Source organism: Parasphingorhabdus pacifica, assembly GCF_054779195.1.
This window is the reverse complement of the sequence record NZ_BAAGYS010000006.1, coordinates 314,584-334,066: the sequence shown is the minus strand read 5'-3', so window position 1 is coordinate 334,066 and position 19,483 is coordinate 314,584. Positions and strand designations below refer to the sequence as shown.

The window sequence follows — 19,483 nt, the reverse complement described above, 5'->3', positions numbered from 1 at the left end:
TCCGCCCGGGCGGGCGGCCGGCCCGCCCGGGCGAACTGATTCGTTACGCCTCGGGAGTGAAGCGCGGGAACGCGAGCTCACCCGCGTACCGCGCCGCGTCACCGAGGGCTTCTTCGATGCGCAGCAGCTGGTTGTACTTGGCCACGCGCTCGCTGCGGGCGGGGGCGCCGGTCTTGATCTGGCCGCAACCGGTCGCCACCGCCAGGTCGGCGATGGTGGTGTCCTCGGTCTCGCCGGAACGGTGGCTCATCATGCTCTTGTAGCCGCAGGAGTTGGCCAGGTTGACCGCGTCCAGCGTCTCCGACAACGTGCCGATCTGGTTGACCTTGACCAGCAGCGAGTTCGCGGCGCGCCGGTTGATGCCGGTTTCGAGCCGCTCCGGGTTCGTGACGAACAGGTCGTCACCGACGAGCTGGACGCGCTCGCCGATCTCGCTGGTCAGCTTGGCCCAGCCGTCCCAGTCGTCCTCCGACAGCGGGTCTTCGATGGACACCAGCGGGTAGGCGTCGAGCAGCTCGGTGTAGTAAGCGGCCATCTGCTCGGCGCTGCGCTTGGCGCCCTCGAAGTTGTAGACGCCGTCGGCGTGGAACTCGGTGGCGGCGACGTCGAGCGCCAGCACGATGTCGCGACCCAGCTTGTAGCCGGCCTTCTCGACGGCCTGCGCGATCAGGTCCAGGGCCTCCCGGTTGTTCGCCAGGTCGGGCGCGAAACCGCCCTCGTCACCGAGACCCGTCGACAGGCCCTTGGCCTTGAGCACCGACTTCAGCGCCTGGTACGTCTCGGCACCCCAGCGCAGCGCGTCGGAGAAGGAATCCGCACCCACCGGGGCGATCATGAACTCCTGGATGTCCACGCCCGTGTCGGCGTGGGCCCCTCCGTTGAGGATGTTCATCATCGGCACCGGCAGCACGTGCGCGTTCGGCCCGCCGACGTAGCGGAACAGTTCCAACCCGGAGGAGTCCGACGCCGCCTTGGCCACGGCCAGCGAGACGCCGAGGATGGCGTTCGCGCCCAGCCGGGACTTGTCCGGGGTGCCGTCGAGGTCGACCAGTTTCTGGTCCACCACTCGCTGCTCGGTGGCGTCGACACCGTCGAGTTCCGGCCCGATCTCGTCCAGCACGCCCATCACGGCCTGCTCGACGCCCTTGCCTCCGTAGCGGTTGGCGTCGCCGTCACGCAGCTCGACCGCCTCGTGCTCACCCGTCGAGGCCCCCGACGGGACCGCGGCACGGCTGAGGGTGCCGTCATCCAGTGCCACCTCGACCTCGACAGTGGGGTTCCCACGGGAGTCCAGGATCTCGCGAGCGCCGACCTGCTCGATGATCGCCACGTGTACTCCTAACCAGCCTTGAACTATGGACGTTTCGATCCGCCCCGGCGTTCCGTCTCCGCCGGAATGGCGGTCGAACGCCCGACGACCGGACACGAGCCTAACCGGGTGGCTGGTCGCCCTGCCGCGAGACTCGCTCTGTTCGCGGACGTGGCGCTGCTCATGTCACTCCGGCGACCTGGTAGACGGCCCGACGTCCGCCTGCCTGCGCTCACCGGGAGTTGCCGAATCGTTCCGGCCGCCATTCACGTGAACCGGCGCCCCGCCCGGCCACGCGGCGTCGTCGAACGCCCCGTACGCGGAGCCGCGAAAACATCCGCTCGGACGACGAGAAACCCCCGGGCCCGAAAGTAAGGTGGTTCGGGCCATGACGACCGAAGGAACTGTTGAAGCGTTTCGCCGGGCCGAGAGCTTGGTCGCGCAGCGACGTCCGTGGGAAGCTCTCCGCGTCCTGGAACCCGTGCTCGACATTGCCGGGGACAAGGCCAGCGTCCAGCTGGTACTGGGTAGGGCTTACCTGTTCTCCGCCCAGTTCCGACGCGCCGAGCTCGCATTCCTGCAGGTCCTGGAGCTGGATCCGTCGGACCACTACGCCAGGCACATCCTCGGCCGAACCCTGCAGAAGCAGGGGCGACTGCGGGAAGCTCAGACCCAGCTGCGGATGGCCGCCACGATGCATCCGGACCCCGCCTACCAGGAAGCTCTCGGCGAGCTCAACGCACGACTCGCCAACCGCAAGGACTGACACCACTCACCACCCGAACCACTACCGAAACACTCCCCAGGGCACGGCTCTTGCGGTCACTGCCGCCTGCTGCCCGCCTCCGCGTAGGTCTCGGCCAGCGCGAACACCTTCTGCCCGTATTCGACCGAGTTGTTGTAGGACATCACCGCGCCCCACCAACCGGTCCCGGAGGTCAGGTCCCGCCCGCCCGCGCACAGGTACCGCGCCGCCGCCATCGCCGCGTCATCGAGGTTCTGCGGATCACCGGTACCGTCCCCGTTCCCGTCGGTGGACCACTTTCCCCAGGTCGACGGGATGAACTGCATGGGGCCGACGGCGCGGTCATGAACCCGGTCGCCGTCGAGGACACCGCCGTCGGTGTCCGGGATCGCCCGGACACCGGGACCACCGTCGAGCGGAACTCCGATGATCGGGTACGAGGGCCGGGCGTCTTCTCGCAGCTGCCGATCGCCGTAGCGCCCGTGGTTCGACTCGATGCGTCCGATCCCGGCCAGCGTCGCCCAGGAAACCCGGCAGCCGGGATCGACGTCCCGCATGGCCAGGTCGGCGTTGACGTAGGCCACGAGTGCCCTCGCAGGCACGTCGACGACGGCCGAGACCTGGTTGGACCACTCCCGGATCGGGTTGTCCACCGATACTTCCACCGGCTCCGGCACTTCCACGGGTGCCGGCTGCTCGACGGGGGGCGCGACAGAGCCGGGTGAGACCTGCGCGGGCTCGACTTCCTCGTCCGGAGGCGGTCCCGCCACCGGAGCCTTCGACGGCTTGCCGAGCGTGGAGATCGCTCCCAGGCCCGCCGCCAACAGTGCGAGCGCGGTCACGGCGATCCCCGCACGCCCCAGGACCGCGAGCACACGTGAACGGCGAGTACGCGATGAAGTGGGATCGATCACTCGATCAGGTTACTTCGTGGTAGCCGACAGGACTACCACTCACCCGGCAGATTCCTGCTCCGCCGACCGTACTGATCGGCGTGATCGAGCACGTCCTGCGCATACTCGCCACTCTCGTTGTAGGTCAGCAAGGCCTGCCAGAAAGCGTCCGGATCCTGGAGGTTCCGGCCTTCGCCGCAGAGGTACTCGCCCGCAGCCAGGGCGGCGTCATCGAGGTCGTCCGGGTCCGCGACACCGTCACCGTCGGCATCCACGGCCCACTTCTCCCAGGTGCCGGGAATGAACTGGAGCGGCCCGACCGCCCGATCGAAAACCTCGTCGCCGTCGAGTTCGCCGTCGTCGGTGTCCTCGATCCGCTTCACCCCGTCGCTGCCGTCCAGGGCCAGGCCCCGAATCGGGATGCTCGGACGGCCGGTGGCGTCGAGGTCCGCGCCCCCGTACCGGCCGTGGCTCGATTCGACGAAGCCGATACCGGCCAACAGGGTCCACGTCAGGCCGCATTCGGGAGCGGTGCCCTCGAGAACGCGAGCGGCGTAACCGTACGCCTGCAGCGCCGCCCTCGGAATGTTGAGCGAGTCGGCCATCGATTCCGACCAGGCGGTGAGCTGCCCCTGGGGGCGCTCCTCCACCGACACCGGTCGACCTCCCGGCGCGGGTATCCGCACCACCGGCGGCGCGACGCCGGGATCCGGTGGTGCCACCGCGGTGGGAGGCTCGGGAAGCACGTCGACCCGACTCGTCTCCTCCTCCGAAGGCACCAGGTTTCCGCACGACAGCGCGGTCACCATGATCGGCGCGATCCCCAGCACCAGTCGGTTACGCCGACCACTCCGCCGCAGCGACACGAACTTCCTCCTCTGCGCACCCGAGGCGTGCGCGCATCCCTCGCCACATTACGGCGCCCAAGCGCCGGACCGGACAAATTCGGCCAACCAGCCGCCATGGGCCGTGGCGCGGTCACGCGATCAGCTCAGCCGCGTGCTCAGGCAGTGTCGTCGCACGACTCCGAACGCGAAACAGGAGGGTCGGACAAAGCCGACATCCAGTACCGGCGCCACTGCTCACCGGTGAGCGATTCCGGATCGACGCCCTCCTGCCGAGCGTTGGCTTCCGCCGCACGCACCTGCCCGGCGAACGCCAGCGCCACTCGACGCAGTTCGTCCTCGGGATCCTCGCCCGCGCTCCGCGCCCGCTCGGCCAGTGCGAACAGGGCACGTCCGGTCGAGTCCCCTTGCGGCAGCAGGTCTTCGGGCACTTCGGCACGTCGCGCGCGCTGGGCCAGCTTGGCCGCCAGGGCCACCGCGGGTTGCGCGAGCGCCACTCCATCCACAATGGACTCCCGTGACTTCTCGCGCTGCTTCAGCTCTTCCCAGCGCAGCTGCTGCGACTCCGAATCGTGCAACGTCTCGCCATCGGAGAACACATGCGGATGCCGGGACACTAGCTTGCTGACCAGCCCCGCGGCCACCTCGTCGACTCCGAACGGGTCCGCCGCGTCCTCCGCGGCCACCCGCGCGTGGAAGAGCACCTGCAGAAGCACGTCGCCCAGCTCCTCGCGCAACGCCTCCCGGTCGCGCCGGTCGATGGCGTCGAGCAGCTCGTAAGCCTCTTCGACCAGGTACCTGCGCAACGAGTCGTGATCCTGCTCGGCATCCCAGGGACACCCGCCGGGAGAGCGCAACCGGTCCATCACCGTGACGGCATCCAACACCTCGACACCTGCCGGCGACTCCGCCTCGACCACGAGGGTGCCGACAGCGCGCAGTGCCAGGGCGAACTCGGAGTCCCGCTCCGGCACGACGAGCACGATCGGTTCCACGGCCGCGCGCGCCACGAGCTCCCCCACCGACGGAGGCGTCTCGGCACCCAACGACGAGCGCGTCGACCGCGTCAACCCTTCGTCGGCGAAAACCGCGGCAGCACCGCGCAGGAGCGGCACAGCGGCCGCCGGGACCACCTCACCGAGCCTGTCGTCGACCACCACCACAGCACATCCGTCCGCGGTGGGCGCCTCGAAGGCATCACCGACCGTTCGAGCCTCAGCATCCATACCGGGATTGTCCCAAGCCGCCGCCCGGAACCGAAGCTACCTGCTCGACTCCGATCGCCCGGTCCTTCGATGACGCGATCAGCTCGACTCCGCGGGGCCGGAAAGCCAGAAACCCCTCGTCTGGCTCTCGTCGGGTGCCGATCCGAGACCGACCTGGTCCCACACGCCGTAGCGCGGGCTGAGCCGAACCCCCACCCGGTCCGCCGTCACACCCAGCATGCGCATTCCCACCGCCTGCAGGGTCTGGTCGTCGGCCTGCGCGGCCGCCGGAATCGGAGGCGCGTCGGTGTCCCGCTCCTTGATCCGCGCGATCAACCACTGGCCCGCCTGGGGTTGCGGCTCGAACGCCACCACCGTCCCCGGACGTGCCCCGAACAGCGGAGTCGCTCCGGCCAGCTGAACGTTCTCGGCCGCGCGCAACCGCTCGTCGCGGCCCGCCGGCGTGCCCGCCTGAAGCTCGGCATCCACCAGTTCGGCCGCTTCTTCCGGCCCCTGCGCCATGCGCTTCGCCTTGGTCTCGGCCTCGTCACGCGTCGCAGCCTGCGTGAAGTCGAACGTGATGGCCAGCCGATCGAGGTGCTTGCGACCGAGTTCGACGGCGATCAGCTGCGAGCGGGCCGCCACCTCGAAGTTCCGCGGCGTGTAAATCTTGTTGCGCGTCGCCGCGTCGGCGCCGCCCATCGAATCGACCAGCTCCGCGACCTCCCGCTCGTCAACGCTGATCCCATGGGTCTCCGCCGCCTGCCGCAGCAGCTCCTGCTGGATGCTGTACGAAGCCAGCTGGCGCCCGAGCTCGTCCATCTGCTCCTGTTCGCGCAGCCGGGGTTTGAGCCCTTCTTCCTTCGCCAGCACCGCCTCGAACCAGGACTGGACATCCGCCACGGGAATCCGGGTATCCCCGACGATGGCCGCGGCACCGACCTTGTTCGGACCGGGGCCGCAACCCGCCAGCAGCAAACCGGCGGCGGTGATCAACGCGAGCAAGCGCAGCGGGCGCTGGATGACGAACCTCACAGTGATCACCCTCTCACGGAGCCACCCACCGGTGAAGTCTCATCACGGTGCGACTTCCCGCCACCGCACGGTATGTGACCAGGGACACACCGCGGGCTTTCCGGGAATGCCCGCTCCGAACCGCTCCGGCCACTTCGGACGCTTGCGGGATCGGACGCTTGCGGCGCAGCGTCCCGGAGCACTGCTGCCTCCCCGGAACATCGCGGGCTCGGCAGCCGGGAGCGCGTGTCCACGTTGGACTCGTGGCGCCCCGGCGCGCCCCTCCGTGTGTGCCCCGATCCGTGTGTGCCCCGATCCGTTGTGGCGGTCCCGTGTGTTCAGTTCACACACGGGACTCCCTCCGCGGTGATCCGCTCGTCGTCCTCGGCCCCGGAACTCGGTTGCGCGGGCCGCAGACCGTCGAGCCGTACGGCTCCGGCAGCCGCGAAATTCCGCCGTCCGGGCCCCTCGTAGTCGTCCGCCACGTACACCTCGACCGTGCCCGCGGAAACGTCCTCGCCCTGCTCCGTGCCGATTCCGCCGAGCGCCGCCGCGACCTGCTTGGCGGATGCCTCCTCGCCAGGTGCGTACCGCACCACGGAGGTCGATGCCGACGATGCGTTCCCGACGCTGCCGGTGCCGAAGCCGCCGGTCGCGAGACTGTCCGAAACACGCCCGGCGAGACCGCTGACACCGGTGGTGTTGTACACGCTGACCTGGATATCCGAGGGATCGTGCTCGACCCGGTCGCTCATCTCCTGCTGTGGGCGCTGCTGGGCCTGCCGTTCCTGCGGCGCCAGCAGGAGATCGTCGACGAATTTCCGGACCTCCGCCGGGTCGGCCTCCACGTCCTCCCGGCCGGACTCACCGACCAATTCCACCGGAATGGTGTGGAACTCGATGTCCCCACCGGCGATGCCCTGCATTTGCCTGGCGAAATCCATCACGTCCCAGCCCTCGTCGAGCACCACCGATTTCCGCAACGCGTCCATCAGCTCGGACAGCTTCGCGGGATTGCTCAGCACACCACCGGACAGCATCTTCTGCGCCATCCCGGACAGGAACACCTGCTGGCGAACCACGCGATCGAGATCGCCTCGCGGCAAGCCCTTTCGTTGCCGCACGAAAGCAAGCGCGTCCGCGCCCTGGACGGTTTGCCTGCCCGCCTCGAACACCGCGCCGGAAGCCGGGTCGTTGACCGGCTCGTTCAAGCAGACCTCCACCCCACCGATCGCTTTGGTGACGTCGTGGAAGCCGAGCAGGTTCACCTCGGCGTAGTGGTCGATGCTGACACCCGAGAGCTGCTCGATGGTCTTGATCAGGAAACGCTGGCCCGCCTCCCGGGACCGCTTGTGCAGCTCCTTCTCGTCGGACACGCCCTGCTCCTCCAGGCGGTGTCGCGCGGCGGCCATCTCCCTCGGCATGGCTTCGGTGAGCAGGTGCTCGCCGTGCCCGTTGCCCAGCTGAACCTCCGTGTCCCGGGGAAACGAGACCGCGCTGGCCCGTTGGCCGCCGTTGGGAACGCGCACGAGGATCATCGTGTCGGTGAGGTTGCCGCCTTCCGCGTCACTGGTGCGGAGCTGCTGCAGCACTTCCTCCGGCAGCGGGTTGCCCTCGGCGTCGGTGCGGCTGTCGTTGCCGACCAGCAGGATGTCGGTGGCCCCGTCCGGCTCGCTCAGGATGACGTCGTTGCCACCGAGGCTGTTGCTCAGGTGACGCAGGTATGCCCACGCCGTGCCCGTCGAGCCGAGCACGAGGATCGCCAGGACGGCGACGAACACCTTGCCCATCGGCTTCCGCCGCCCTGGGCGGCGGCTCCACATGTCGTCCACGGCCGGCTCGGGCGCCCGCCGCTCGCCACGCCTGCGCGATGGCGGTGGTCCGTCACCGGGACGGGCCCCGCGCGGCCGGCTCCCCTGCCGCCCGCGTCCCGGGCGCGATGGATCATCCACACCGATTCCCCTCTTCTCGTCCACGAAGGGTGCCACGTCCCTCGGACGAAACTCGCCAAAAACACGAATCCCGCATTCGGGAGACGTCCGTGGGTTCGCGAGGTTGTACGACCGCACATGTCCCCACACGAATGGGCGAGCCCGGCGAGTTCGTCCCCTCCCGAACGTCAGGCCATCAGCCGAACCACAGGTGATCAGCCGAACGCAGGTGATCAGCCGAACCGCAGGTGATCAGTCCGATCGGGTCCGACCCCGGAACGACCACCTCAGGGGCGACCACCTCGAAGGGGCCGCCACCACGGGTTGACCGGGGAGCCGTACCCATCCGAACACCAGTGGATCAGCAAGGTGGCCGTTCCGACGGACAGCCACCTTCACTGTGGACAAGCATCCTGCCGTCTCGGCGGCGACACACCGAGGGAACCACCATCCGGGTCGCTGAGAGGGCAGATCGGTCGACCTGTCGAGGATTCGACCGCGAGGAAGGTGTCCGCGAAGCGGACGACGGCGTTCAGCCCACCGCCGCGGGTTTGTCCGAGAGAGATTCGAGCAGGGTGGTGCACCATTCGAGCAACGCCTCATCCCGCAGTGGCGGTGCGCCGATCCGGCCCCCTGCGGCACCTTCCGTCGGCCGCGGTACCGAGATTGTGCGAACCGCGGGCTTGTAGACCGCCTTCGGGTGCAAGCGCTTCAACCGCATCTGCTTCGAATCCGCCAGCTCCATCGGCGCCATGCGCAACGAAGAACCCTGCAACGTCACCTCGGTGACACCGTGCGCCCGGCAGGTCTGGCGGAACGCGGCCACCTTCAACAGCCGCTCCACCGGCTCCGGAACCCGGCCGTACCGGTCGTCGAGCTCGGTTCGCACCGCATCCAGCGCCGCGGTGTCCGCAGCTGCCGCGATCTTGCGGTACGCCTCCAGCCGCAGCCGCTCACCGGGCACGTAGTCGTGCGGGATGTGGGCGTCGATGGGCAGGTCGACCCGGACCTCGGCGAGTTCCTCGTCCGCTTCGCCCGGTTCGGCACCGGCGTGCTCCCGGAAAGCCTGCACCGCCTCGCCGACCAGTCGCATGTAGAGGTCGAAGCCCACCCCCGCGATGTGCCCGGACTGCTCGGCACCGAGGATGTTGCCCGCGCCGCGAATCTCCAGGTCCTTCATGGCGACCGCCATGCCGGAGCCGAGTTCGGTGTTCTGCGCGATGGTCGCGAGGCGGTCGTGCGCGGTGTCGGTCAGCGGGTTCTCTCCCGGGTAAAGGAAGTACGCGTACCCGCGCTCCCGCCCGCGCCCAACCCGACCGCGCAGCTGGTGCAGCTGCGACAGCCCCATCATGTCGGAACGCTCCACGATCAACGTGTTGGCATTCGAGATGTCCAGCCCGGTCTCGATGATGGTGGTGCATACGAGCACGTCGTGCTCGCCTTCCCAATACCCCTGGATGACCTTCTCCAGGCGATCCTCGTTCATCTGACCGTGCGCGGTGACCACCCGCGCTTCGGGCACGATCTCCCGCAGGTGCCGGGCCGCCTTCTCGATGGTCTGCACCCGGTTGTGCACGAAGAAGACCTGACCGTCCCGGAGCAGCTCGCGGCGGATCGCGGCGGCGACCTGCTTCTCGTCGTAGGCGCCGACGTAGGTCAGCACGGGATGGCGTTCCTCGGGCGGGGTCAGGATGGTGGACATCTCGCGGATGCCCGCCATGCTCATCTCCAGGGTGCGCGGAATCGGTGTCGCCGACATCGTCAGCACGTCGACGTGGGTGCGCAGCGCCTTGATGTGCTCCTTGTGCTCGACGCCGAATCGCTGCTCCTCGTCGACGATCACCAGCCCGAGGTCCTTGTAGCGGACACCGGTCTGCAGCAACCGGTGCGTGCCGATGACGATGTCGACCTCGCCTTCGGCCAGACCCCGCACGGTCTCCTCCGACTCCTTCGGGTCGGTGAACCGCGACAGGCCGCGGATCTTCACCGGGAACGACCGCATCCGGTCGGTGAACGTGTTCAGGTGCTGCTGCGCGAGCAGCGTCGTGGGCACGAGCACCGCGACCTGCTTGCCGCCCTGCACGGCCTTGAAGGCCGCCCGCACCGCGATCTCGGTCTTGCCGTAGCCGACATCACCGCAGATGACCCGGTCCATCGGGACCGAGTTCCGCATGTCGACCTTCACCTCCTCGATCGCCTCCATCTGGTCGACGGTCTCGGTGTACGGAAAGGCGTCCTCGAGTTCGCGTTGCCAGGGCGTGTCCGGATCGAACGAGTGTCCCGGCGCGGACTGGCGGGCGGCGTAGAGCTGCACCAGCTCGGAAGCGATCTCCTTGACCGCCTTGCGCGCCTTGGCCTTGGTGTTCTTCCAGTCGGACCCACCGAGCTTGTTCAGCGTCGGCAGTTCGCCACCGACGTAACGGGAAACCTCGTCGAGCTGGTCGGTCGGCACGAACAGGCGGTCACCGGGTTGTCCCCGCTTGCTGGAGGCGTATTCGAGCAGCAGGTACTCGCGGGTCGCACCTCCGACGGTGCGCTGCACCATCTCGACGTACTTGCCGACGCCGTGCTGCTCGTGCACCACGAAGTCGCCCGGGCGCAACGCGAGCGGATCGACGGCGTTGCGCCGCCTGGACGGCATCCGCCGCATGTCCTTCGTGGAGGTTCCGCCGCGACCACCGGTGATGTCGGTCTCGGTGAGCACGACGAGCCCCACCTCGGGGGCGGCGAAACCGTCCTCCATGCCGCCGCGCACGACCGTCACCACGCCGGAATCCGGCGCGCTGTCCAGGCCGTCCTCGGCGAGCCGGACCGGGAGGTCGCCTTCGCGGAGCTGCTGCACCGCCCGCTGCGCCGTGCCCGCTCCGGGCACCACGAGCACGGCGGCGCCACCCGATGCGGTGTGAGCGCGCAGATCCCCGTACGCACGCTCCAGTTCACCCCGGTACGCCTCGACCGGTTTGAACCCGAGTCGCACGACGGAGTCGTCTTCCTCTCCCGCCTCGCTGCTGAGCTGGGTCAGCAGCCACCAGGGCAGCCCCCGCTCACGGGTGTGTTCGGCGATCTCGGCCAGACCGCGGTAGGCGGAGGCGCCGAGGTCGATGGGCGCCTTACCCCCGTCGGCGGCGACCATCCAGGACGCTTCGAGGAACTCCTGCCCGGTGCGGACCAGGTCGGCGGCCCGTGCCCGGACCTTCTCCGGGTCGGCGAGCACCACGTGCGTGTTCGCGGGCACGAGGTCGGTCAGCAGTTGCATCTCCCCGTCGCAGAGTGCGGGGATCAACGCCTCCATGCCTTCGACCGGTGCCCCACCCGCGATCTTGCCGAGCATCTCCGAGAGGTGGGCATCCGCTTCGTGCTGTTCGGCGAGCTTGGCGGCGCGCTCCTGCACCCGCTCGGTGATCAGGAGCTCCCGGCAGGCCGGGGCGTACAGGTCGACATCTTCGGCTTCCGGCAGCGACCGCTGGTCGGCGACGGCGAACGGGCGGATCCCGGACACCTCGTCGCCCCAGAACTCCAGCCGCAGCGGGTGCTCCTCGGTCGGCGGGAACACGTCGATGATGCCGCCGCGCACGGCGAACTCACCACGCTTCTCGACCATGTCGACGCGGTTGTAGGCGAGGCCCGCGAGCCGCTGCACCACGTCCTCGAAGTCGTGTTCGGTGCCCACCGCGAGTTGGACGGGTCGCAGCTCGCCCAGGCCGGGTGCGATCGGCTGGATCAGGCTCCGCACCGTGGTGATCAACACCCGGGCGGGTCCTTGGTCGTGCTCTTCCGGGTGCGCCAACCTGCGCAACACCGCGAGCCTGCGACCGACGGTGTCGGCACGCGGCGAGAGCCGTTCGTGCGGCAGCGTCTCCCAGGACGGCAGCACCTCGACGCCGGCGGGGCCGATCAGGCCGGAGACCGCCGCGGCCGTCTCCTCCGCTTCGCGGCCGGTGGCCGTGACCAGGAGTACGGGGCGTCCGGCCCCACCGCCTGCGTCCGCTGGCTCGGCGGCCAGTGCGGCCGCGATGAGCGGGCGTGCCGCGACAGCTCCTTCCAGCACGAGGTGGGGATGATCCGCGGATTCGACGGCTTGCCGGATCGCGGAGTCCCGGAACAGGGTTTCGAGCAGTCCGCGCAGGGGACCGACCTGGGGCATGGAAGTACCTCACACCGAGAGATCGCAGACGGGCAGACTCCGGAGCAAGGGAACCTTCCTGTCACATGTGGAAGAAAGGTTCCCTTGCTGTCACGTCCAAGACGGCTCGACCCATCCGGCATCGGGAGTCACCTCCAGCGTACGACTCGGCTCCGCGTCCCTCTTGGCGGCCCGAATTCGGGCACTTCGGGTAGCGGAATGCGAGACTCCGAGCGTGTTCATGCGCCCACCGATCGTGTTCGCCATGCTCGCCCTGCTCGTGGGATGTGGTGGTCCCGGCCCCGGCACCGGCCCCGGCGGAGGTTCCCCGGACCGGACACCGCCCCCACCCGCCGGATCGACGCTGAACGCGGAGGTGGTCGCCGGCGGGCTCGAACACCCCTGGGCGATCGGGTTCCTACCCGGCGGGCAGGCACTGGTGACCGAGCGCTCCGGACGGTTCACCCTGCTGACCGGCACCCGGCCGGGCGCCACCGCCCGACCGGTCGATGCCGACCTCGGCGATGTGCGCAGCGTGGGCGAGGGCGGTCTGATGGGGCTGCTCGTGCATCCCGACTTCGCCGAGAACCGGCGCTTCGTCAGCTGCCAGACGCATCAGCGCGGGGGCACCACGGACATCAGGCTCGTCAACTGGCGGTTGTCCGAGGACGGTGCCAGCGCCGAGCGCCTCGGACCACTGTTGACCGGCCTGCCCATCAACAGCAGCGGCAGGCACTCGGGATGCCGGCTCGCGCTGGCCGAGGACGGCAGCATGCTGGTCAGCACAGGTGACACCGCGCGTCCACCGGTGGCCCAGGACCGCGCGTCGCTGGGCGGCAAGGTCCTGCGGATCGATCCGGACACCGGTGCGCCCGTGCCGGGAAACCCCTTCCTCGCCAGCCCGGAACCGAACGAGCGGTTGATCTGGACCTACGGACACCGCAATCCGCAAGGCGTGGCGCCGCGCCCGGGCGGGCAGGTGTTGATCGCCGAGCACGGCCCGGACGTCGACGACGAGATCAACCTGTTGCGGCCGGGCGGCAACTACGGTTGGGATCCCTCGCGGGGTGGCGCGAGCGGATCCTACGACGAGTCGGTGCCGATGACCGACCTGCGGCGCTTCCCGGGAGCCGTCCCCGCGACGTGGTCTTCCGGGGATTCCACCGAGGCGGTGTGCGCAGCGACCTTCCTCACCGGTTCGCGGTGGGGCCGCTTCGAGGGACTGCTCGCGGTCACGGCCCTCAAGGGCAGCAAACTCATGCTCTTCGAGCTGGGTCCGGACGGGACGACCACTCTGAACGTGTCGGTACCTCGCGAGCTCGACGGCGAGTACGGCCGGCTCCGCGCGGCCAGGCAGGGCCCGGACGGAGCGCTGTACGTGACCACGTCCAACGGTTCGGGCGACCGCGTCCTGCGCGTCACCAACACCTGAGCCGTCGCCTGAGCCGTTGGCGTCACGCAGGCAGCGGGCGGGCGGGAGTTCAGTCCGGCGGGCGCAGCAGCGTCGGCTTGTGCTCGAGGTTGGACAGGCCGTTCCACGCGAGGTTGACCAGGTGGGCGGCCACGTCCTCCTTCTTGGGCTTGCGCACCTCCAGCCACCACTGGCCGGTCAACGCGACCATTCCCACCAGCGCCTGGCTGTAGAGGGGAGCGAGCTCCGGGTCGTATCCCTTGGCGCTGAACTGCAGGCCCAGGATGTGTTCCACCTGGCTGGCTATGTCGTTGAGCAGGCTGGAGAAATGCCCGGTCGCGCTGACCACCGGCGAGTCGCGAACCAGTATCCGGAACCCGTCGGTGGAGTTGTCGATGTAGCCCAACAATGCGTTCGCCGCTTGTTCCAGCAGTTCACGCGGGTGGCCTGCGGAGAGCGCGGAGACGATCGAATCCAGCAGCGCGTGCATCTCCCGGTCGACGACCACGGCGTAGATGCCTTCCTTGCCGCCGAAGTGCTCGTAGACGACTGGTTTGGACACGCCCGCTCGGTGGGCGATCTCCTCGATCGACGCCGCCTCGAAACCTTTTTCGGCGAAGAGTGCCCTGGCGACGTCGAGGAGTTGTTCGCGGCGTTCTTTGCCCGTCATCCGCACTCGGGCCGAGCGGGCGGACCCACCGCGCTTCCCCACACCGTCGTTCACTTTTCGCGCCCGTCGCCGTACTGCCACCTCGACCACCCTAGACGTCGGATCCGTGGCGGACGGGTACGTCCCCACGACGTACCGGCCCCGCCGAGAGCTCTGGCGGGGCCGGTACGTCTGCTGTTCAGGACTTGTGGTCGGTGACCGCGATGCGGGCGAGGCGCTGCTCGTTCGGCCAGCGCACCTTCCACGCCCAGCCGAGCTTTTCGAACATCCAGATCGTTCGGGCCGAGATGTCCAGCTGACCGCGCAGGACGCCGTGCCGGGCGCAGGTGGGGTCGGCGTGGTGGGAGTTGTGCCAGGACTCGCCGAACGACACGATCGCCAGCGGCCAGAAGTTCGCGGCCTTGTCCCGGCTCTTGAACGGGCGCTCACCGATCATGTGGCAGATCGAGTTGACCGACCAGGTGATGTGGTGCAGGAACGAGACCCGCACGAGCCCCGCCCAGAAGAACGCGGTGAACGCGCCCCACCAGGACATGGTGATCAAACCACCGATCAGAGCGGGCAGCAGGAAGCTCAGCGCGGTCCACAGCGCGAACAGCTTGTCCACGCGGACGATGTCGCGGTCCTTGAGGAGGTCGGGAGCGAACCGGTCCTCGTTGGTCAGGTCGCGGCCGAACAGCCAGCCCATGTGCGAGTGCCAGAAGCCCTTGGCCAGGGCGGTGGGGCCGGTGCCGTACAGCCACGGGGAATGCGGGTCGCCCTCGCGGTCGGAGAACGCGTGGTGCCTGCGGTGGTCGGCGACCCAGGTGATGACCGATCCCTGCACCGAGAACATGCCCGCGATCGCCATCGCGATCTTGAGCGGGCGGTTCGCCTTGAACGAGCCGTGCGTGAAGTACCGGTGGAAACCCACGGTCACGCCGAGGCCGCTGATGCCCCAGAAGACGACGGCCAGAATGATGTCGAGCGCACCGATTCCCCAGCCCCAGGCGAACGGGACAGCGGTGAGCAGTGCGGCCAACGGGACGAGCAGAAAGATGTAGACCAGCGACTCGTGGCCGGGCGTTTGGGGCCCGGACGTCAGCGGTTTCGGTCCGGATCGTTGCTTTTCGTCTGTCTCGATTGTTGCGGTCATGCTCACTACCTCTAATGGGGTTCGGGAGGTGGGAGGGCGTCCATCCGGGGACACGGACGCGGGTTGACTATGACACCCGGTCCGCAGGAGGTCACCTCAACCCTACGGCACCGTAACCTACGGTAGCGTAGGTTGGCCGTGTCCAAATCGTCACCCCCAACAAGCGACAGGACCGCGTGTCGCTGCAACCCGGGCGTGTCCGAGGCTCGAGCCGTTCTGCGCTCGAACCAGACGGGGCCGAGCGGGGAGAACGCGACCCGAACCGATACCGCCCAGGTGTTCGACAGATCGCGAGCCGAAGGCCGTACCCTCGTGAATCCGCGATCAAGGCACCTTGGGCGTGGCCGCGGTCAACCTGTCTGGACGCACATGCCACCATGTCTGCTGGGCAGCGACGGCACCGAAGCACTGCCGGTAGGCTTCGGATCTGTGCCGCTGGTGTCCGCGACCGGCAACGCCCGATCCGCCGTGGTGTAAAGGCAGCACCTCAGATTTTGGTTCTGATGGTCCAGGTTCGAGTCCTGGCGGCGGAGCGCCCGGTCTTCCAGGAGCGCTGTGGTGAATCGCGCCCCGCACGAAAACCGCAACAGACCGGCGGGAGACGTTGACAGGGGGTGTGTGCCGCTGCGCGAGGACACGACGGACGTTCGCGATGAAGCGGCGACCACGCTGAACGATGTCTCCGACGCGTGGTTGGTAGGACGCGCACGCGAACTGAACGCTGTCGGCCAGCACGGCGACGCCCTCGGGCAACGCACCACGATCCGCAAGGGCGACCACCTACTCGCCGAAGCACAACGGCGCGGCGAACCCCGCATCGTGGGGCAGCTGCTGCGCCACTGCTCCTCCATGCGGCTGTCGACGCCGGGATTCGCCGAAACCGCCGATCCACTCCTCGACGAACTGCTCGCGCACACCAAGCGCCACGGCCTCGGCGTACTCGAAGCCGACGCGCGCGCTCTCCGAGGCAGGCGGGCCCTGCTCGGCGGCAACGAGGACGACGCACTCAGCGAGGTCGCCGAGGCGCTGGCGATGCTGGACCACGAGCTCGTCCCCGACGCGGCACTGGGTCGCCGCTCCTGGGAACGACTGCTGGCCACCGCGCTCAGCGACATCGGCTCGGTGCTCACCCAGCTCGGCGTGTACGAGATGGCCGACGAGGTCATGGCCCGAGCCCACCAGCGCATCCGGGAGAGCGGCGGTCCGCACGAGATCGCGGTGCACCTGATCAACCGGTGCCGGATGCTGCTCGGCTGGGGACTCCGACTGGAACGAGTCGGACAGGAGGACATCGCCACCGAACGATTCGCCACCGCATCGGCCATAGCGGTCGCCGTCGAGGGGCCGTGGCGGGAGTCGCTGTTCCCGCGACTGCCGGATCGGCCCGCGTGCGACCAGATGCCGGTGCTGGGTGCCGCGCACGCGCTGGCGCAGCCGCACGTCGAGCACATCGATCGCCTTGAGCTGCTGAGGTCGCTGGACCGGGCGATCCATCCCCGCGAGAAGATCATCGTGTCGATCGCGCTGTCGCGCTGCCTGACCGCGGCGAGCCGCGACGACGAGGCCGTGCGGATGCTGGGCAAAACCCGCCGCGCTCTGGCGCGTGACACGTCCGAGCCGACGCTGCGGATCTCGTTGGTGCGCGAGTACGCCCAGTTGGCCGAGCTGGACAGCGACGCGTCGAACGAAGCGCTGCATGACTACGCACTCGGCCTCGAAACCGAACTGTGGACGATGCGCGAGGCACGTCTCTCCACATTGATCACCCGGCTGGAACACGCGCGGCTGACCAACAAGCACGACGCGATCACCCAGCAAGCCCTGCAGGATCCGCTCACCGGCCTGCACAACCGGCGGGCCCTCGACGACCGGCTCGACCGGCTGATGGGACAGCAGGAGTCGCAACCGCTGTCGGCGGCGCTGATCGACCTCGACGGCTTCAAGGAGGTCAACGATCGATGCTCGCACGCGGAGGGCGACGACGTCCTGCGCGTGGTGGCAGGCGCGCTGCGGGAGACCCTGCGCACCGACGACTTCGTGGCCCGCTACGGCGGCGACGAATTCGTCGTCCTGCTCCCCGGCGCCACGCTCGCCGACGCCGAGGCCGCGCTGAATCGTGCCGCCGAGATGGTCGCCGATCTACCGGGTGCGCGTTCCCGGGGCGTCACCCTCTCGGTCGGCGTGGTGGCCATGCGCCCGCAGGAGTCCGGCAGCCAGGTCCTGGCTCGCGCCGATGCCGCGATGTACAAGGCAAAGCGCGAGGGCGGGAACCGGGTGGCCGCGTTGCTGAGCAATCCCCCGCGCGAGAGCTCGGACGAAAGCTCGACGATGTGGGTCCCCCCGCAGGCCCGCTGATCCGCACGCCACCCGTCCGCGGTCGGCAGCCCCGGGACGCCATCCGGACGAACCGCCGAAACCTCCCAAAGATCGCGTATTCGCAGCTAGAGGCGGTGCCATCCGCGGGCGAAACCCTCTCGGCCGGGTATCATCACTCGGGCCGAACGAGCTCGCCGGGGCACCGGCGGAGTTGGGTTTCGGCCCGGTTACCCTTCACCCACTTGGCCGCGACAAGCGGGTTTCAGGCGCGAGCCGGCGCAACGTGACCGGAAGCCACCGTGAGCCGTTGAACTGCCCAAGACCAAGGGAGAGCACGGATGCCTGAGGGCGAGAACGCCCAGCCCTCCTCCCGTGGCACGTCCGGCAACGCCGGGCTGCCGTCGGAAGCCGTCAGCACCATCGTGCTGGCCGCGGGTGAGGGAACCCGCATGCGATCGACCACTCCGAAAGTGCTCCACCGGATCGCGGGCAGACCACTGGTCGAACACGCCGTGCGGGCCTGCTCGGGCATCGACCCGGACGACCTCGTCGTGGTCGTCGGACATGGGCGCGATGCCGTCGGCGATCACCTCGACGAGCTGTCGGCGACGCTCGATCGCGAGGTCGGCAAGGTCGTGCAGGAGGAGCAGCTCGGTACCGGCCACGCGGTGAGCTGCGGGCTCTCGCGGATCGCCGAGCCGCGAACGGGCACGGTGATCGTCAGCTACGGCGATGTCCCGCTGCTGGACGCCGAGACACTGCGAGCCCTGCTGGACGAGCACCGCGACACGGGGAACGCGGTCACGGTGCTGTCCGCCGTGGTGGATGATCCGACCGGTTACGGACGGCTCCTCCGGGATGCCGAAGGGCGGGTGTCCGGAATCGTCGAGCAGAAGGATGCCTCGCCCGAGCAGGCCGCGATCACCGAAATCAACTCGGGTGTGTACGCCTTCGATGCCGCAGTCCTCGACAACGCGCTCAGCCGCCTCTCGACCGACAACGCGCAGGGCGAGCTGTACCTGACCGACGTGCTGTCGATCGCCCGCGACGACGGACGCGGGGTGGGCGCTCTCGCCTGCTCCGACACCTGGCTGGTCGAGGGCGTCAACGACCGGGTCCAGCTGGCCAAGCTGGGCGCCGAACTCAACCGCCGCCTGCTGCTGCGGTGGATGCGCGCGGGCGTCACGGTGACCGATCCCAACTCGGTGTGGCTGGACTGCGACGTCTCGCTCGGCCAGGACGTGGTGCTGGAGCCCGGTGTGCAGCTGCGCGGCGCCACCACCGTCGGCGAGGGCGCCGTGGTCGGCCCGGACACGACGCTGACCGGATGCGAGGTCGGGCCCGGAGCTTCCGTAGTGCGCAGCCACGGCGAACGGGCCGCCGTGGGCGCGAACGCCTCGGTCGGACCGTTCGCGTACCTGCGGCCCAAGACCACCCTGGCCCCCGAAGCCAAGGTCGGCACGTTCGTCGAGGTCAAGAACACCGAGATCGGTTCCCACAGCAAGGTTCCGCACCTGACCTACGTCGGGGACGCGACGATCGGCGAGAACAGCAACATCGGCGCGGCGACGGTGTTCGTCAACTACGACGGAATCGCCAAGCACCACACCGTGATCGGCTCGCACACTCGCACCGGCGCGGACAACATGTTCGTCGCTCCGGTCGAGGTCGGAGACGGCGCGTACACGGCTGCCGGATCGGTGGTCACAGAGGATGTCCCCCCGGGCGCAATGGCGGTCGCGCGCGGGAGGCAACGCAACATCGAAGGCTGGGTGGCCAAGCGCCGCCCGGGCACCGCCGCCGACGAGGCCGCACAACGGGCGCTAACCGAGCAGCGGTCGGCAACAGAACGAGAAACCACCAATCCGACGAGTGACACCCCATGA

General features: G+C 68.9%; 14 protein-coding genes and 1 tRNA gene. 5 read left to right on the top strand and 10 right to left on the bottom strand.

All coding sequences use genetic code 11. From position 1 onward, the window contains the following. Positions 1-43 precede the first annotated feature (43 nt). The gene (eno, locus tag ACYVAN_RS07665) at positions 44-1,330 is read right to left on the bottom strand and encodes a phosphopyruvate hydratase (RefSeq protein ID WP_460957147.1); all 1,287 of its coding nucleotides are present in this window, start codon (positions 1,328-1,330) and stop codon (positions 44-46) included. Between the two features lie 367 nt (positions 1,331-1,697). On the opposite strand from eno, the gene ACYVAN_RS07660 reads away from it, so the two are divergent. Further along, the gene (locus ACYVAN_RS07660) at positions 1,698-2,075 is read left to right on the top strand and encodes a tetratricopeptide repeat protein (RefSeq protein ID WP_460957145.1); all 378 of its coding nucleotides are present in this window, start codon (positions 1,698-1,700) and stop codon (positions 2,073-2,075) included. A gap of 56 nt (positions 2,076-2,131) precedes the next feature. Here the strand turns inward: ACYVAN_RS07660 and ACYVAN_RS07655 are convergent, their stop codons facing one another. The 7 genes from ACYVAN_RS07655 to mfd form a co-directional block, all read right to left on the bottom strand. Continuing rightward, positions 2,132-2,968 (bottom strand): lytic transglycosylase domain-containing protein, encoded by an 837-nt coding sequence (locus ACYVAN_RS07655; RefSeq protein ID WP_460957143.1) that lies wholly within the window; start codon positions 2,966-2,968, stop codon positions 2,132-2,134. 32 nt (positions 2,969-3,000) lie between these two features. After that, positions 3,001-3,813: a lytic murein transglycosylase gene (locus tag ACYVAN_RS07650; protein WP_460957141.1), complete on the bottom strand. Its 813-nt coding sequence runs from the start codon at positions 3,811-3,813 to the stop codon at positions 3,001-3,003. A 137-nt stretch (positions 3,814-3,950) separates the two neighbouring features. Then, on the bottom strand, positions 3,951-5,018 hold the full coding sequence (locus tag ACYVAN_RS07645; RefSeq protein WP_460957139.1) for a nucleoside triphosphate pyrophosphohydrolase: 1,068 nt from the start codon (positions 5,016-5,018) through the stop codon (positions 3,951-3,953). Between the two features lie 78 nt (positions 5,019-5,096). Further along, entirely contained in the window at positions 5,097-6,032 is a 936-nt protein-coding gene (locus tag ACYVAN_RS07640; protein ID WP_460957137.1) for a SurA N-terminal domain-containing protein, read from the bottom strand. 317 nt (positions 6,033-6,349) lie between these two features. Beyond that, the gene (locus ACYVAN_RS07635; protein WP_460957135.1) at positions 6,350-7,801 is read right to left on the bottom strand and encodes an LCP family protein; all 1,452 of its coding nucleotides are present in this window, start codon (positions 7,799-7,801) and stop codon (positions 6,350-6,352) included. A gap of 337 nt (positions 7,802-8,138) precedes the next feature. After that, complete coding sequence (locus tag ACYVAN_RS07630) at positions 8,139-8,288, bottom strand: hypothetical protein (protein WP_460957133.1); 150 nt, start codon at positions 8,286-8,288, stop codon at positions 8,139-8,141. 186 nt (positions 8,289-8,474) lie between these two features. Beyond that, a complete protein-coding gene (gene mfd / locus ACYVAN_RS07625) occupies positions 8,475-12,086 on the bottom strand; it encodes a transcription-repair coupling factor (protein WP_460957131.1) in 3,612 nt (1,203 codons plus the stop codon). Positions 12,087-12,306: 220 nt separating this feature from the next. Here mfd and ACYVAN_RS07620 point away from each other — a divergent pair, with 220 nt between their 5' ends. Then, positions 12,307-13,497, top strand: coding sequence for a PQQ-dependent sugar dehydrogenase (locus ACYVAN_RS07620; protein WP_460957794.1), 1,191 nt, complete (start codon positions 12,307-12,309; stop codon positions 13,495-13,497). A 49-nt stretch (positions 13,498-13,546) separates the two neighbouring features. Here the strand turns inward: ACYVAN_RS07620 and ACYVAN_RS07615 are convergent, their stop codons facing one another. Then, the gene (locus tag ACYVAN_RS07615; RefSeq protein WP_460957129.1) at positions 13,547-14,227 is read right to left on the bottom strand and encodes a TetR family transcriptional regulator; all 681 of its coding nucleotides are present in this window, start codon (positions 14,225-14,227) and stop codon (positions 13,547-13,549) included. Between the two features lie 97 nt (positions 14,228-14,324). Then, positions 14,325-15,281, bottom strand: coding sequence for an acyl-CoA desaturase (locus ACYVAN_RS07610; protein WP_460957127.1), 957 nt, complete (start codon positions 15,279-15,281; stop codon positions 14,325-14,327). Positions 15,282-15,743: 462 nt separating this feature from the next. On the opposite strand from ACYVAN_RS07610, the gene ACYVAN_RS07605 reads away from it, so the two are divergent. The 3 genes from ACYVAN_RS07605 (at position 15,744) to glmU (ending at position 19,483) form a co-directional block, all read left to right on the top strand. Further along, a tRNA-Gln gene (locus ACYVAN_RS07605) sits at positions 15,744-15,814 on the top strand. Between the two features lie 85 nt (positions 15,815-15,899). Continuing rightward, complete coding sequence (locus tag ACYVAN_RS07600) at positions 15,900-17,636, top strand: GGDEF domain-containing protein (protein WP_460957125.1); 1,737 nt, start codon at positions 15,900-15,902, stop codon at positions 17,634-17,636. 299 nt (positions 17,637-17,935) lie between these two features. Beyond that, positions 17,936-19,483 carry a bifunctional UDP-N-acetylglucosamine diphosphorylase/glucosamine-1-phosphate N-acetyltransferase GlmU gene (gene glmU, locus ACYVAN_RS07595; RefSeq protein ID WP_460957123.1) on the top strand — a complete coding sequence of 516 codons (1,548 nt, stop codon included), beginning with the start codon at positions 17,936-17,938 and terminating at the stop codon, positions 19,481-19,483.

Excerpts from the sequence above, each read along its gene's own strand:
- ACYVAN_RS07630 (WP_460957133.1), bottom strand. The coding sequence starts at position 8,288 with ATGGGTACGGCTCCCCGGTCAACCCGTGGTGGCGGCCCCTTCGAGGTG.
- glmU (WP_460957123.1), top strand. The coding sequence starts at position 17,936 with ATGCCTGAGGGCGAGAACGCCCAGCCCTCCTCCCGTGGCACGTCCGGC.
- ACYVAN_RS07610 (WP_460957127.1), bottom strand. The coding sequence starts at position 15,281 with ATGACCGCAACAATCGAGACAGACGAAAAGCAACGATCCGGACCGAAA.
- mfd (WP_460957131.1), bottom strand. The coding sequence starts at position 12,086 with ATGCCCCAGGTCGGTCCCCTGCGCGGACTGCTCGAAACCCTGTTCCGG.
- ACYVAN_RS07660 (WP_460957145.1), top strand. The coding sequence starts at position 1,698 with ATGACGACCGAAGGAACTGTTGAAGCGTTTCGCCGGGCCGAGAGCTTG.
- ACYVAN_RS07635 (WP_460957135.1), bottom strand. The coding sequence starts at position 7,801 with ATGGGCAAGGTGTTCGTCGCCGTCCTGGCGATCCTCGTGCTCGGCTCG.
- ACYVAN_RS07645 (WP_460957139.1), bottom strand. The coding sequence starts at position 5,018 with ATGGATGCTGAGGCTCGAACGGTCGGTGATGCCTTCGAGGCGCCCACC.
- ACYVAN_RS07620 (WP_460957794.1), top strand. The coding sequence starts at position 12,307 with ATGCGCCCACCGATCGTGTTCGCCATGCTCGCCCTGCTCGTGGGATGT.